The organism is Cobetia sp. 1AS1 (genome assembly GCF_029846435.1).
Taxonomy (GTDB): domain Bacteria; phylum Pseudomonadota; class Gammaproteobacteria; order Pseudomonadales; family Halomonadaceae; genus Cobetia; species Cobetia amphilecti.
This window is the reverse complement of sequence record NZ_JARWKU010000008.1, coordinates 100625-115568: the sequence shown is the minus strand read 5'-3', so window position 1 is coordinate 115568 and position 14944 is coordinate 100625. Positions and strand designations below refer to the sequence as shown.

Annotated in this window: 10 protein-coding genes; 8 read left to right on the top strand and 2 right to left on the bottom strand. The window is 64.5% G+C overall.

Annotated elements, in window-relative coordinates; genetic code table 11:
* Positions 1–53: 53 nt before the first annotated feature.
* On the bottom strand, positions 54–1277 hold the full coding sequence (locus QD280_RS13425; RefSeq protein WP_279839620.1) for a pyridoxal-phosphate dependent enzyme: 1224 nt from the start codon (positions 1275–1277) through the stop codon (positions 54–56).
* Positions 1278–1397: 120 nt separating this feature from the next.
* On the opposite strand from QD280_RS13425, the gene QD280_RS13420 reads away from it, so the two are divergent.
* Complete coding sequence (locus tag QD280_RS13420; protein ID WP_205700861.1) at positions 1398–1865, top strand: Lrp/AsnC family transcriptional regulator; 468 nt, start codon at positions 1398–1400, stop codon at positions 1863–1865.
* Positions 1866–1919: 54 nt separating this feature from the next.
* Here the strand turns inward: QD280_RS13420 and QD280_RS13415 are convergent, their stop codons facing one another.
* Positions 1920–2924 carry a glyoxylate/hydroxypyruvate reductase A gene (locus QD280_RS13415; protein WP_279839618.1) on the bottom strand — a complete coding sequence of 335 codons (1005 nt, stop codon included), beginning with the start codon at positions 2922–2924 and terminating at the stop codon, positions 1920–1922.
* A gap of 456 nt (positions 2925–3380) precedes the next feature.
* Between QD280_RS13415 and doeA the strand changes: the two genes are divergently transcribed.
* The 7 genes from doeA to QD280_RS13380 all read left to right on the top strand — a co-directional run bounded on the left by doeA (position 3381) and on the right by QD280_RS13380 (position 14933).
* Positions 3381–4691, top strand: coding sequence for an ectoine hydrolase DoeA (doeA, locus tag QD280_RS13410; RefSeq protein ID WP_279839616.1), 1311 nt, complete (start codon positions 3381–3383; stop codon positions 4689–4691).
* A gap of 45 nt (positions 4692–4736) precedes the next feature.
* Positions 4737–5822, top strand: a complete 1086-nt coding sequence (gene doeB / locus QD280_RS13405; RefSeq protein WP_279839615.1) for a N(2)-acetyl-L-2,4-diaminobutanoate deacetylase DoeB — start codon at positions 4737–4739, stop codon at positions 5820–5822.
* On the top strand, positions 5819–6322 hold the full coding sequence (locus QD280_RS13400; protein ID WP_192837421.1) for an Lrp/AsnC family transcriptional regulator: 504 nt from the start codon (positions 5819–5821) through the stop codon (positions 6320–6322). The genes doeB and QD280_RS13400 overlap by 4 nt, the downstream gene beginning before the upstream one ends.
* Positions 6323–6403: 81 nt before the next feature.
* Entirely contained in the window at positions 6404–7417 is a 1014-nt protein-coding gene (locus tag QD280_RS13395) for a LysR family transcriptional regulator (RefSeq protein ID WP_279839614.1), read from the top strand.
* A 73-nt stretch (positions 7418–7490) separates the two neighbouring features.
* Positions 7491–8399, top strand: a complete 909-nt coding sequence (gene murI, locus QD280_RS13390) for a glutamate racemase (protein ID WP_279839613.1) — start codon at positions 7491–7493, stop codon at positions 8397–8399.
* Positions 8400–8606: 207 nt separating this feature from the next.
* On the top strand, positions 8607–9737 hold the full coding sequence (trmA, locus tag QD280_RS13385; protein WP_054555653.1) for a tRNA (uridine(54)-C5)-methyltransferase TrmA: 1131 nt from the start codon (positions 8607–8609) through the stop codon (positions 9735–9737).
* Between the two features lie 357 nt (positions 9738–10094).
* The gene (locus tag QD280_RS13380; protein ID WP_279839612.1) at positions 10095–14933 is read left to right on the top strand and encodes an NAD-glutamate dehydrogenase; all 4839 of its coding nucleotides are present in this window, start codon (positions 10095–10097) and stop codon (positions 14931–14933) included.
* Positions 14934–14944 lie beyond the last annotated feature (11 nt).

The following is a 14944-nucleotide window of genomic DNA, read 5'->3' as shown; positions in this document are numbered from 1 at the left end:
CACTCGGCGGGGTGTCGTCGTTTCAGGCGGGGGGACGTAAAACAGGCGTCGTTTCAGGCGGTCAGCGCCTCGATCCAGGCCCGCTGCGGGGCGAGTCGCGATTGCTGGGCGGCTCGCCATGCGGGATCGCCCAGCGTGGTGGCATAACGTTCGGCGTGATCACAGGCCAGCAGCAACCAGCTGCCGGCCAGTGACTCACCGCGTGCGCGCCTGAGCGCCAGACTCTCGAGCAGCCCCGCGAAGGCGGTGCCGGTGGAGGGGCCGACCTCAAGCCCGGCATGCTCGGCCAGCCACAGCGCGGCTGCCTGACTGCGCGCATCCGCGATGCGCCGATAGTCGTCGAAATGCGCGGGGTCGAATGCCTCCAGCACGCAGGGGCGCCCGATGCCTTCGATGGGATTGGCCGCCTGCGGGGCGGGCAGGGCGGTCGTACGGGTGCCGTGGGCACGATGGTGCTGCCAGCAGGCGTGATAGACGGAGTGCTCGGGGTCCACGCCGATCACGCGAGCGCGATGGCTCCCGTGATGCAGATGGCTCCCCTGATGCAGATGGCGCTTGTGGCGCAGATGGCGCGCGAAGCTGGCGGCGCTGCCGCCGGTACCGGCGCCGAGAAATACCGCCTGCAGCTCGGGCAGCTCACGCGCGGCGATCTGTGCCAGGCACTCCCCGGGCAGGCTGGCGTCGCTTGCCCCGTCGCTGCGCCAGTCGCCGGCCATGGCGGCATGGCGGAACTGGTTGATGAAGTGACCGCCGCTGTCATCGGCAAGCGCCTGTGCATGCTGACAGAGCCGAGCGGAGTCCTCGATTTCCACCACGCGCCCACCCTCGCCACGAATCGCTTCCTGCTTGTAAAAGGCGGTGCCCCTGGGCACCACGGCAATGAATTCCAGCCCCAGCCTGCGTGCGAGCCACGCTTCAGAGACCGCCGTGGAGCCCGAGGAGGCTTCGATCACCGGGCCGCCGGGCGTCACCCAATCCTTTTGCAGCGCCTGTTCGAACAGCGACATCGCCAGGCGATGCTTGAGTGAGCCGCTGGCATGCGCCCGCTCGTCCTTGATCAGGATGCGCGCCTCGCCCAGCCCGCGCAGGCTGAGTTCCAGCAGCGGGGTCACCGGGGTGGCGGCTTTCAAGGCCGCAAGCTTCATGAGGCTGCGTTGGCGCCATGACTCGCGCTGACTCGCGTGCGGGCCGTGCTGTGCTGCGGGCGTGGCTGCGGGCGTGCTGGCGTCGGTGGCCGCAATGAAAGGCACTGTCGAGGGCGAGGTAGTGGTCGGCATGGCGGCATTTCCGGTCGCAGGAAGGAGCTTTCATGGTACGACCAGCCGCCAAGCAAAACTTGCCAGTTGTCATGGCGTGAGCCATGTTTCATGGCAAGAATTCATTGCGAGGTGAGGGTAATGGAGAAAATAGTGCTCGATGCCACGGACCGCGCCCTGCTGCGGCTGCTGCAGCGCGATGCCAGCCTGTCGTTGGCGGCGCTGGCGGAAGCCGTGCATCTGACCACGTCTCCCTGCTGGAAGCGCCTCAAGCGCCTGGAAGAGTGTGGCGTGATCACCGCACGGGTGGCGTTGCTGAATGCCGAGCTGATCGGCATGGGGCTGACGGCCTTCGTGCAGCTCAAGACCCGCGATCACTCGCGGGCCTGGTTCGAGCGTTTCGTGGCCATCGTCGAGGAGATCGAGGAAGTCACCGAGTTCTATCGCATGGCCGGTGACTACGACTATCTCCTCAAGGTGCAGGTCGAGGACATGAACGCCTACGACCGCGTCTACAAGCGGCTGGTCAACACCATCGACGAGCTGAGTGACGTGTCGGCCCGCTTCGCGATGGAGCGCATCAAGACGACCACCGCGCTGCCGCTGTGATGGCTGTCAGGCGGTGACGTCTGATCGCCGGCTGAGCGCCGCGCGCCAGCGTGCTCAATAACCGTGCTCGCGGCTGATGCCGGTCAGCACCTCACCCCGCTGAATGCGACGAATGTTGTCGGCCAGCTGATCGGCGGCCTCGGCCACCGGGGTCGGCGCGGCGGCGTGCGGCGTGATGATCACGCGCGGCTGGTGCCACAGCGGGCTGTCCTCGGCCAATGGCTCGTGCTGGAAGACATCGAGCAGGGCGCCCCTGAGCTTGCCTTCCTCGAGCGCCGCGACCAGATCCTCCTCGACCACGCTGCTGCCACGCCCCGGATTGATCAGCACGGCGTCGTCGGGCAGGGCCTGGAAGACCTCGACGTTCAGCACGTCTCTCGTGGCCGGCGTATTGGGCAGCAGGTTGATCACCGCCTTGAGGCCGAGCGACTCGTCGCCCAGCACTTGCTTGAGCGAGCGGCCGCCTGCGCCGGTCTCATGGTGGCAGGTCACGCCCTGCAACGTGTGGGCGCTGCGGCTGAAGCCATGTACCGGATAGCCGTCTGTCGCCAGTGATTCAGCGATCTGGCTGCCGATGGCGCCGAGTCCGAGCACTGCCACCGGGTACTGGTGGGCGCGCACCACGCGGTGCGGGGCCCACTGGGTATCCGCCTGCTGTCTGGCGTAGCGGTCGAAGTCACGCCGAAAATGCAGCAGGCCGTAGCGCACGTAATCCAGCATGTGGCTGGCCATGCCGGCATCGCTCAGCTTGAGCACCGGCACATCGTCAGGCAGTGCCGGGTTGGCGAGCAGGCTGTCGACGCCCGCGCCCAGGTTGAGGATCGCCTTGACGTCGTGATCGCGGTGGCGCTCGAACAGCGCCGCAGGCGGTGCCCATACCACCAGCACATCGCCCAGCATCTCGCCGTCATCGGCAACGATTTCCAGTGGCGCTTGTTTTGATGACGGTTCCGACGACTCGCCTTGCTGCGACCCCTTGGCGCCGGCGGCATCGCACAAGCGCTGACGCAGAGCATCGCACCAACGTTCGGCGCGTTCATGATGTACCAGTATTCGCATGCTGTTCTCCTCTTCAGGGACGCTGGGTGGCGGGTCGGAATTTTGAGCTGTCCCAGCCTGTTCGTAGGCTCTGTTCGTGGCTCTGTGCAAAGGGCCTGGAGTTGTCGCCTCACCATGCGCCATTGCCTTGCGCCATTGTCTTGCGGGCATGGCCTGCTCGCGGGCGGCAATGGCGCAGGCCTTGCAAGGGCTCAAGCGAAGGGCGACAGTGCCAGAGTCGTCCTTTGACCCGTTGTTGGCAGAGTGACAGACTCGAATCCAGAGGGGAATTCGGATGTACGCATGTACGCCGACCCTGCCGACCCGCGGTGCACATCGTTCGCTCGCGGCGCAGGCAGGCAGTGTCAGCCCGGAGTGGCTGGCAGGTCGGTCACCCGCCGCCTGGCCCTGCGTATGGCCACTGGCTCCGCCCCAACGTGCTGCTTGCCTCAAGGCCTGATCGAAAAGGAGCGCTGCATGAGTCAATTCCCGCCCCATACTGGTGCGCCCCAGCCAGCCTTCGCTGGCCTGGCCACCTTGCCCAGCAGCGAGGCACCGGCCACCGAGAGTGACTGGACGCCACGCGCGCTGTCCGCTGGCCGTCAGGCCTTCACCATCGGCGAGTATCGCGCGCGCATCCAGCGGGTGCGTGAGGCCATGGCGCGCGCCGGTATCGATGTGATGGTGATTTCCGACCCCTCCAACATGGCGTGGCTGACCGGCTACGACGGCTGGTCCTTCTATGTGCACCAATGCGTGCTGCTGGGACTTTCCGGCGAGCCGGTCTGGTATGGGCGCCGTCAGGATGGCAATGGCGCACTGCGTACCTGCTGGATGGGTGAGGACAACATCCTGTGGTATCCGGATTACTACGTGCAGAATCCGGACATGCATCCGATGGAGTTTCTCGCCCAGTCCATCCTGCCCCAGCGTGGCTGGCATGATGGGGTCGTCGGGGTCGAACTCGACAACTATTACTATTCGGCGCGGGCGCACCTGTCGTTGGTCAAGGAGCTGCCCCACGCACGGCTGGTGGATGCCAACTCGCTGGTCAACTGGTGCCGGGCGATCAAGTCCGAGCAGGAAATCGCCTACATGCGAGTGGCCGGGCGCATCGTCGAGCGCATGCATTCGCGCATTCTGGAGATGATCGAGCCGGGTCTGCCCAAGAGTGCGCTGGTCGCGGAGATCTACCGGGTCGGCGTCGAGGGCGTGATCGGCCCCGAGGGTGAGATTCTCGGTGGCGACTATCCGGCCATCGTGCCGCTGCTGCCCACCGGCAGTGATGCCGCCGCGCCGCACCTGACCTGGGATGACACGCCGTTTCGTGAGGGTGAGGGCACCTTCTTCGAGCTGGCCGGCTGCTACAAGCGCTATCACGCGCCGCTGTCGCGTACCGTGTTTCTCGGCCGTCCGCCGCGCGATTTCGTGCGTGGTGAGTCAGCCTTGCTGGAAGGCATCGAGAGCGGACTGGCCATCGCCAAGCCGGGCAATCGCTGCTGTGACATCGCGCTGGCACTGGGCGCGGCGATGGACAAGTACGGCTTCGACCGTGGCGGCGCACGCTGCGGCTATCCCATCGGCATCAGCTATCCGCCGGACTGGGGCGAGCGCACCATGAGTCTGCGCCCCAGTGACGAGACCGTGCTGGAACCGGGCATGACCTTCCACTTCATGCCCGGCATGTGGATGGACGACTGGGGGCTCGAGATCACCGAGTCGATCCTGATCACGGAAAACGGTGCCGAGCCGCTGTGTGATGTGCCGCGCCAGCTGTTCGTCAAATAGCCTGCCGACAAGTGTCAGCAGCCCGTCATAACAAGGAGTGGTGTCATGCGAGAGTCCCCCGTCAGTCTGACCATCGATCTGTTCGCCGATGGCGTTCAGCACGGTTTCTTCAAGCTGCCGATCTCGACTGACGAGTCGGCGTGGGGCGCGGTGATGACCCCGATCAGCGTGATCGCCAATGGTGAGGGGCCGACGGTATTGCTGACCGGCGGCAATCATGGCGACGAGTACGAAGGCATCACCGCGCTCTACAAGCTGGCGGCGCGTCTGACTGCCGAGGACGTCAAGGGCCGTGTCATCATCGTGCCGACCATGAATGCACTGGCGGCCAAGGCCGGGCGGCGTTGTTCGCCTCTCGATGGCGGCAACCTCAACCGCAGCTTCCCCGGCAGCCCCACCGGCGGCCCGACCGAGCAGATAGCCGACTACTTCACCCGGGTGCTGGTACCGCAGTGCGACTATGCGCTGGACCTGCATTCCGGCGGCCGCACCTTGGATATCCTGCCGTTCGCGGCCGCGCACCGACTCGACTATCTCGAGGAGTCGCTGGGCGTCGAGCAGTGTCGTCTGCAGGAAGCCGAGAGCCTGGCCGGGGCGCTGGCCTTCGGGGCGCCCTCGGCGATGATGATGTTCGAGCTGGACGCCGAGGCACTCTACGACACCGCGGTGGAACGCCAGGGCAAGGTCTTCGTCACCACGGAGCTGGGCGGCGGCGGTTCCACCACACCGGAGCGTCAGGCGATCGCCGACCGTGGCGTCGACAACTTCCTCGCCTTCAGTGGTGTGCTGCGCGTGCGCAGTCGCGCGGATCTGGAGCAGGACATCGAGCGCCAGCGTGCCAGCCAGGCGAACGCGCCGCTGTTGATCGACATGCCGGATGCCAGCTGTTACGTGCAGAGTGAGCATGAAGGGCTGCTGGAGCTGTGCGTGGCACTCGGCGAGCAGGTCACGGCGGGCCAGTGCGTGGCGCGGGTCTATCCGCTGGGGTGTGCCGGTCAGGCGGCGGTGGAATATCGCGCCGCCCGTGATGGCGTGCTGGTGGCGCGGCGCTTCCCGGCTCAGGTGAGTCTGGGCGATACCCTGGCGGTGATCGCGGAAGTCGTGGACGACCTGGCGCGAGAGGCCTCATGAGCGCGAGCCCCTCCCGCTCGCAGCCAGCGCCGAAACTGGATGCCTTCGATCTCAAGATTCTGGCGATACTCGAGCGTGATGGCCGCATCACCAAGTCGCGGCTGGCCGAGGAGATCAACCTGTCGGTCAGCCCGTGCTGGGAGCGCGTCAAGCGCCTCGAGCAGGCAGGCATCATCGAGGGCTATGCCGCCATCATCAATCAGCAGCGCCTGAGTGATCAGCAGGGTGGCGCTGCTTCGGGGGCTGCCCCGCGCACGCCGGTGTGGGTCGAGATCCACCTCAAGCATCATGATGCCGGCAGCTTCCAGCGCTTCGAGCGTGCCATGCGAGAGGCGGATGAGGTCATCGAATGCGTCGCCGTCGGCGGCGGGGTGGACTATCTGCTGCGGCTGGAGACCGCCAGCATCGATGCCTATCAGCGTCTGGTCGATCACTGGCTGGTGTCAGAGCTGGGCATCGATCGCTATTTCACCTACATCGTCACCAAGCAGGTAAAATAGGCGCGCCGGGCGCGGACTTGTCGTCATCTTGCCGTCCCGCTTTTCGGGCTCATTTTCCTTGATCGCAAAGGGGATCGCACGATGGATAGACTCACTGCCATGCAGGTGTTTCGCGCCGTGGTAGAGGAGGGCAGTTTTGCGGGCGGTGCTCGTCAGCTGGGACTATCCAACGGCATGGTCAGCAAGCAGATCTCGCGCCTGGAAGCCGAGCTGGGCGTTCGCCTGCTGATGCGCACCACGCGCAGTCTGCAGCTGACCGCCGAGGGCGAGCATTACCTGGCGGGGGCCTGTCGTGTGCTCAATGACCTTCAGGCGCTGGAAGACAGTCTTGGCGAGCGTCAGGGCGAGGTTCGGGGGCGCTTGAAGATGTCGGCGCCGATGGATTTCAGCATCCAGTGCCTGATGCCGGCCCTGGCGCATTTTCGCCAGACCTACCCCTATGTCGAGCTCGATCTGCGCCTGGAGGATCGCCATGTCGATCTCATGGCCGAGGATTATGATCTGGTGATTCGCGCCGGTGCGCTGTCTGATTCCAGTCTGATCGCGCGCCGGCTGGCGGGCACCCAGGTCGGGGTCTATGCCAGCCCCGGTTACCTGGCCGAGAATGGCACGCCCGAGGTGCCGGAAGACCTCGCCCATCACCGCTGCCTGAATTACGCCCAGCAGCGTGAAGGGCCGGTGTGGAGTTTCATGGTCGACGGGCGGCCACGCAAGATCCGCCTGTCGCCGACCTTCAGCTGTTACAGCGGGCGCGGGCTGGTCGAGGCCGCTGCCCAGGGCATCGGCATCACCTGCAAACCGGATTTCCTGGTGGCCAATGACGTCGGCAATGGCCGCCTGGTGCCGCTGCTTGTCGACTACTGGTGCGCGCCGGTGGATATCCATCTGGTCTATGCCGAGCGCGACATGCAGCCGGCACGCCTGCGGGCATTGATCGAGGTGCTGTGTGAGCACTTCGCGCGGATTGGCCATACGATGATGCCCGACGTGCTCGCCACGTCATCGACAGCCGTCCGCGATACCGCGGCCGTGAATGATGCCGGGCAGAACGATCTGTCACCGCTCGAGGCTGTGAAGCCGGGTCTGCGGCCGTGATAGACTCCGCGCCCTTGTCCCGTCTGTTCGAGTCGCCCGTCTCCATGATGATTGTCGCCAGCGGTATCTGCCGATGAGTCCTGCCCGCCCAGGCGACACGCCTGCCTTCGCTTCCCGTTCTTCCGCCCCGGTGCTGGTCTTCGATTCCGGTGTCGGCGGGCTGTCCGTCGCCGCCGAGATCCGCCGTCAGTGGCCGCAGCTGTCGCTGGCCTATGTCTGTGACAACGCCGCGTTGCCCTATGGCACCAAGCCGGATGACTGGTTGATACCGCGCATCGTTCAGGTGTGCGTGGCGGCCGTCGAGGCAAGCGGGGCACGGGCGTTGGTGGTCGCCTGCAATACCGCCAGCACTCTGGCGCTGACGGCGCTGCGCGAAGCGCTGTCGATTCCGGTGATCGGCACCGTGCCCGCCATCAAGCCGGCGGCGGCGTTGGCACGTGCGCGCCAGAGCGCAGCACGTCGTGAGAAGTGCGAGCCGCCGGTCTTCGCGTTGCTGGCGACGTCCGCCACGGTGCGTCGCGCCTACACCGAGCAGCTGATCCGTGACTTCGCTGCCGACTGTCGCGTGATTCGCGTCGCCGCCGATCCGCTGGTCGCGGAGGCCGAGCGGCGTCTGCGCGGTGAGCCGGCGCGCCCCGAGGTGGTGGCAGCCAGTCTGGCTGATCTGGCGGCGGTCGAGGCGCTGGAAGTGGTGATTCTCGGCTGCACGCATTTCCCGCTGCTCGGCGCCGACATCTCGCAGGTGCTGGGCGAGTCTCGGGTGGCGCTGGTGGATTCCGGCGCGGCAATCGCTCGCCGCGTGGCGGAGGTGCTGGCGCTTGGCGCTGCGGCGCAAGAGGCTGAACAGCAAGTCGCTCAAGCAGTTCAACCAGCACCGCATGAGCACCTGGCGCTGGCGACGGATGCCCGGCAGCCGGGGCTGGCCACGGCGCTGGCCAGTCAGGGTTTCGCCGCGCCGCAGGCGCTGTCGTTCGACGACTGAGGAGCAGGGGCGTTGACTCTCACGGCCCTCTTGCACCTGCCTGCTCCCGCCTTGGCCCGCCATTTGGCGCTTGAGCTTCGCGCTGCCGATGGTAGGCTAGCGCGCCCAACCTTTGAATGGACGTGATCGGCATGGTTCACCATGACGTCCCCGCGTCTTTTTGCTCATCGTTTCAGTGCTGCGGTATGCCCGCAGGCAGGAGTCAGTGTGGCCATCGCCGTCGTCGATCCCAGTCAGTATGAACAGCAGCTCGCCGAGAAGGCCGAGCAGACCCGCGCACGTTTCGCTGCCTTCGATGCGCCGGAACTCGAGGTATTTCCCTCGCCGCCCAGCCATTACCGCATGCGTTGCGAGTTCCGCATCTGGCACGAGGATGATGACCTCTATTACGCGATGTTCGAGGTCGAGTTCGACGACGAGGGCAACAAGAAGAAGACGGTCGTGCGCATGGACGACTTCCCGGTCGCCAGCCAGCGCATCAATGAGTTGATGCCGCTGCTGCGTGAGCGCCTCAAGGCAAGCCCGGTGCTGCGCGAGCGTCTGTTCCAGTGCGAGTTCCTCACCACCCTGAGCGGCGAGGCACTGGTCACGCTGATCTACCATCGCAAGCTCGGCGAAGACTGGGAAGCCGAGGCACGCGCGCTGGAAGAAGAGCTCGACATCATGATCATCGGGCGTTCGCGCAAGCAGCATATCGTGCTGACGCGCGATCACGTCTTCGAGCGTCTCGAGGTCGATGGCCGCGAGTACGTCTATCAGCAGGTCGAGAACAGCTTCACCCAGCCCAATGCCGAGATCTGCCGCTCGATGCTCAGCTGGGCACGAGACGTGACCCATCCTGACAAGGCGCAGGCGGAAGGCCGTGAGCAGGGCGATCTGGTCGAGCTCTACTGCGGCAACGGCAACTTCACCATCGCGCTGGCCGAGAACTTCCGCCGCGTGCTGGCCACCGAGATCTCGCGCACTTCCGTGGCCTCGGCGCAGGTCAACCTGGCGGCCAACGCCATCGACAATGCCCAGGTGGCGCGCATGTCGGCCGAGGACTTCTCACTGGCGCTGGCGGGCGAGAAGGCAGGTCGTCGTGTCGCGGAGATGGACCTCGACAACCACGACTTCCGCACCGTGCTGGTCGATCCGCCGCGTGCCGGCCTCGATGCCGACAGCTGCGAGCAGACCGCGCGCTACGAGCGCATCGTCTATATCTCCTGCAACCCGCAGACGCTGATCGACAACCTTGAGGTACTGTGCCGCACGCATCGTATCGAACGCTTCGCGCTGTTCGATCAGTTCCCGTATACCGACCACCTCGAATGCGGTGTCTATCTGGTTCGCAGATAAGCGCATCTTCACACCGACAGCCGATGTCACGCCTGCATGAACGAGGTATCGCGCCAATCGTTTGAAAAACCAGAGCCCCGTCGTCATCTACCTGTCAGGTAGGGGACGACGGGGCTTTTTTGCGCACATGACAGTCACTCGAATTAGACTTTCGTTTCATGTGCGGACCGCCAAGTCAATACCCGATGCACAGATGTAATGCTGCATGACCAATATGGAACAGGCATGGGGCAGAGGCGCAGACTGCGCTAGTCTGTGATGCACTGCATGAGTCTGTGCTGCAACGCCTTTTTGGCCGGCGCAGACTCTCTATGACTATTTTCCCTGATACATCCATCAGGTCAGTCGAGGTGATTGATGCTACACGTGGCGACGGACGGCAAGCAGGAATTTCTTGCGCAGCTCGAAGAGCAGCTGGACAAGCGACTTCCCAAGGAGAAGGTGGACGTGATCGCGGCGTTTGCGCGCGACTATCACGCAACGGCCTCCTTCGAGGACATGGCCGAGCGCAAGCTGGATGACCTCTACGGTTCCACCCTGGCCGTATGGCACTTCCTGCAGAGCCTCGAGGCTCCCAAGGTGCGTGCCTACAACCCGGACTTCGAGAAGCATGGCTGGCAGTCGACGCACACCATCATCGAAGTGCTGCACCCGGACATGCCGTTCCTGGTCGATTCCGTGCGTATCGAGCTCAACCGTCGTGGCATCACCGTTCACGCCATCCACAACGCCGTGCTGGCCGTTGCACGTGATGATGCCGGCCAGCTGGAGCGCGTGACGGCACCGCGTGCCGAGAACGCCCCGCAGCACCGCGAGTCGCTGATCTACATCGAGGTCGATCGTCACAACGACGCCGAGACGCTGGAAGACCTCGAGACCAGCCTGCGTGAAGTGCTGGCCGAAGTGCGCGTTGCCGTCGCTGACTTCGACGCCATGCGCAGCCAGGGCGCCCAGGCGCTGCAGGAACTGCGTGACAACCGTCCGCCGACCGTCTCCGAGGCTGACCATCAGGAAGCCTGCGACTTCATGCAGTGGATGGGCAACGACCACTTCACTTTCCTGGGCTATGACGAGTACACCGTCGACGAGCAGGAAGACGGCACGCGCGTGCTGAACAAGGTCGAAGGCTCCGAGCTTGGTGTGCTCAAGCTGGACCTTGAGCGCTATCACGAGCAGTCCCGTCACCAGCAGAGCGTCAACAGCGATCAGTACGTGCTGATTCCGGAACTGCTGTCCTTCGCCAAGAGTGCCTTCCACGCCCGCGTGCACCGTCCGGCCTACCCGGACTACATCACCGTCGAGCGCTTCGATGAAGAAGGCCGCGTGATCGGCGAGCGCCGCTTCCTGGGGCTCTACACCTCCACGGTGTACAACCAGAGCCCGCGCAACGTGCCGATTCTGCGTCGCAAGGTGCAGGACGTCATGGAAGCCGCCGGCGTCAACCCGAAGGGCCACAACGGCAAGCACCTGCTGCAGATTCTGGAAGTCTATCCGCGTGATGACCTCTTCCAGATCTCCACGGACGAGCTGACCCGTACCGCCACCAGCATCCTCAACATCCGTGAGCGTCGTCGCGTGCGTCTGATCGTGCGTGAAGACCGCTTCGGCAAGTTCTTCTCGGTACTGGTGTTCGTGCCGCGCGACGTCTATTCCACCGACCTGCGTGTGCGCATCCAGAATCTGCTGTGTGAAGAGCTGAACGCCACCTTCGGTGACTTCACGCCGTATCTGTCCGAGTCCGTGCTGACGCGTATCCAGTTCATCCTGCGCTTCAAGGGCGATGAGCCGGGCCAGTACGACATGCGCGCGCTGGAGAACAAGATCGCTCAGCTGGCCCGCAGCTGGCGCGACGAGCTGCACGCCGCCATGGTCGAAGGCTTCGGTGAAGAGCAGGCCAACGAGCTGATGACTCGCTACCGTGATGCCTTCCCGGGCAGCTACCGTGACGACTTCTCGCCGCGCACCGCCGTCTATGACGTGGGCCACCTGCGTGCGCTGGACGAAGGCCAGGCGGTCGGCCTGAGTACCTATCGTCTGGTCGAGGACGACAACTCCGGCGTCAACCTGAAGCTGTTCCACAAGCATCAGCCGATTCCGCTTTCCGACGTGCTGCCGGTGCTGGAAAACCTCGGTCTGCGTGTCATCGGTGAGCGTCCCTACGAGATCACCCGCACCGATTCCTCCTGCTGGGTGCACGATTTCGACCTCGAGCATCACGGCAAGGGCGCGGTCGAACTCTCCGAAGTGCGCGAGAGCTTCATCGAAGCCTTCAAGAAGATCTGGTCCGGCGAAGCCGAATCCGATGCCTTCAACCGCCTGATCATCGGCTCTGGCCTGGACTGGCGTGAAGTGGCGATGCTGCGTGCCTACGCGCGTTACCTCAAGCAGATCCGCTTCGGTCTCTCCCAGGCCTACATCGCCAATGCGCTGGGCAGCCATCCGGACATCACTCGCGAGCTGGTGCAGCTGTTCAACCTGCGCTTCGACCCGCAGGGTCAGGGTGGCGAGGATGACGTCAACGCCTGCCGTGAGCGCATCAATGGTCTGCTCGACCAGGTCTCCAGCCTGAACGACGACCGCCTGCTGCGTCGCTACGTCGACCTGATGATGGCGACGCTGCGCACCAACTTCTTCCAGCCGGCAGAAGATGGTCAGGCCAAGGACTACATCAGCTTCAAGCTCGACACGCGCAGCATTCCTGACGTGCCGAAGCCGCGCCCGATGTTCGAGATCTTCGTCTACTCGCCGCGCGTCGAAGGTGTTCACCTGCGTGGCGGCAAGGTCGCACGTGGTGGTCTGCGCTGGTCTGACCGTCATGAAGATTTCCGCACCGAGGTGCTGGGTCTGGTCAAGGCGCAGCAGGTCAAGAACGCGGTCATCGTGCCGGTCGGCGCCAAGGGCGGTTTCGTCTGCAAGCGCATGCCGGAAACCACCGACCGCGACGTGATCCAGAAGGAAGGTATCGCCTGCTACCAGATCTTCATCCGCGCACTGCTCGACATCACCGACAACCTGTCCGGCGGTGACGTGGTGGCCCCGACGGCCGTCGTGCGTTACGACGAAGACGACCCCTACATGGTCGTCGCGGCCGACAAGGGCACCGCAACCTTCTCCGACATCGCCAACGCCATCTCCAACGAGTATGGCTTCTGGCTGGGCGATGCCTTCGCCTCCGGTGGCGCCAACGGTTACGACCACAAGGGCATGGGCATCACCGCCAAGGGCGCCTGGGTCAGCGTGCAGCGTCACTTCCGCGAGATGGGCATCAACATCCAGGAAGACGAGTTCAGCGTGGTCGGTATCGGTGACATGGCCGGTGACGTCTTCGGCAACGGCATGCTGCTGTCCGAGAAGATCCGCCTGGTCGGTGCCTTCAACCACCGCAACATCTTCGTCGATCCGAACCCGGACACCGCGAAGAGCTTCGCCGAGCGCGAGCGTCTGTTCCGTCTGCCGCGTTCCAGCTGGGACGACTACGACAAGAGCCTGATCAGCGAAGGCGGCGGTCTGTTCTCGCGTGATGCCAAGACCATCGCCATCAGCCCGCAGATGAAGGAAGTCTTCGACATCAGTGCCGACCATCTGGCGCCCAACGAGCTGATCAACGCGATGCTCAAGGCGCAGGTCGACCTGATCTGGAACGGCGGTATCGGGACCTACGTCAAGGCGTCCAGCGAGTCCCATGCCGATGTCGGTGACAAGGCCAACGATGGCCTGCGTATCGACGGCCGTGAGCTGCGCTGCAAGGTGGTGGGCGAAGGCGGCAATCTGGGTCTGACCCAGCGTGGCCGCATGGAAGCCGCGGCCCAGCAGGGCGTGCGCGTCAACACCGACTTCATCGACAATGCCGGCGGCGTGAACTGCTCGGATCACGAGGTCAACATCAAGATCCTGCTGGACGACATCGTCGCCCGCGGTGATCTGACCGACAAGCAGCGCAACCAGCAGCTGGCCGAGATGACCGACGAAGTCGGCGAGCTGGTGATCAAGGACAACTATCGCCAGACCCAGGCACTGTCGCTCTCCGAGCAGCAGTCCAAGGAAGGCATGGGTGTCTTCCGTCGCTTCATCAATGAGCTGGAAGCGGCCGGCACCCTGGACCGTGAACTCGAGTTCCTGCCGTCCGATGAAGCGCTGATCGAGCGTTCCAACGCCGGTGAAGCCCTGACCCTGCCGGAACTGTCCGTGCTGGTCTCCTACGCCAAGAGCGATCTCAAGACCAGCTTGATCGCCTCTGACGTGCCGGACGACAGCTACGTGCAGCAGCACCTCGAGCGCGCCTTCCCGCGCGTGCTGATGGAGCGCTTCCCGGAAGAGATGTACCAGCACCGTCTGAAGCGTGAAATCGCCGCGACCCAGATTGCCAATGACCTGGTCGACCACATGGGCATCGCCTTCGTGCGTCGCCTGGAAGACACCACTGGTGCCGACAAGGCGGAAATCGCGCGTGCCTACATCGTGGCGCGTGACAGCTTCAATCTGGAAGCGCTGTGGACCCAGATCGAGGCCCTCGATCACCAGGTGCCGGCAGAACTGCAGTACCGCATGATGGGCGACCTGATGCGCCTGATGCGTCGTGCCACTCGCTGGTTCCTGCGTCAGCGCAGCTCCATGAGCGTCAAGGAATGCATCGGCCACTTCGCACCGCGTCTGGCCCAGCTCTCCGAGAGCATCGGTGAGCGTCTCAAGGGCGAGGCTCGCGAGAACTGGGAAGCGCGTCGCGACAGCTATGTCGAGGCAGGCGTGCCGGAGGCCCTGGCCAGCACCATCGCCGCGACCTCAAGCCTCTATGCAGGGCTTGGCATCATCGAGGCGGCCAAGGCGACCGGCGAGAAGATCAATCGCGTGGCAGAAGCCTTCTACGGCATCGGCCATCGTCTGGAGCTGCCGTGGGTCGGTGACAAGATCAACGGCCTTGAGGTGCAGGACAGCTGGCAGGCGCAGGCACGTGAAAGCTTCCGTGACGATCTCGATCGTCAGCAGCTGGCACTGACCGTCAGCGTGCTCAAGCAGGACAACGCACCGCGCGAGATCGATGAGCGTGTCGACAGCTGGATGGCCAGCCATGAGAGTCTGGTCAGCCGCTGGTGCTCACTGCTCGGCGAGATGAAGGGCGGTGCTCAGCTGAGCTTCCCGCTGTTCGCGGTCGCCCTGCGCGAGCTGGTCGATCTGGCCGAGTCCAAGCGCGAAGCCTGATGCTTTCGGCC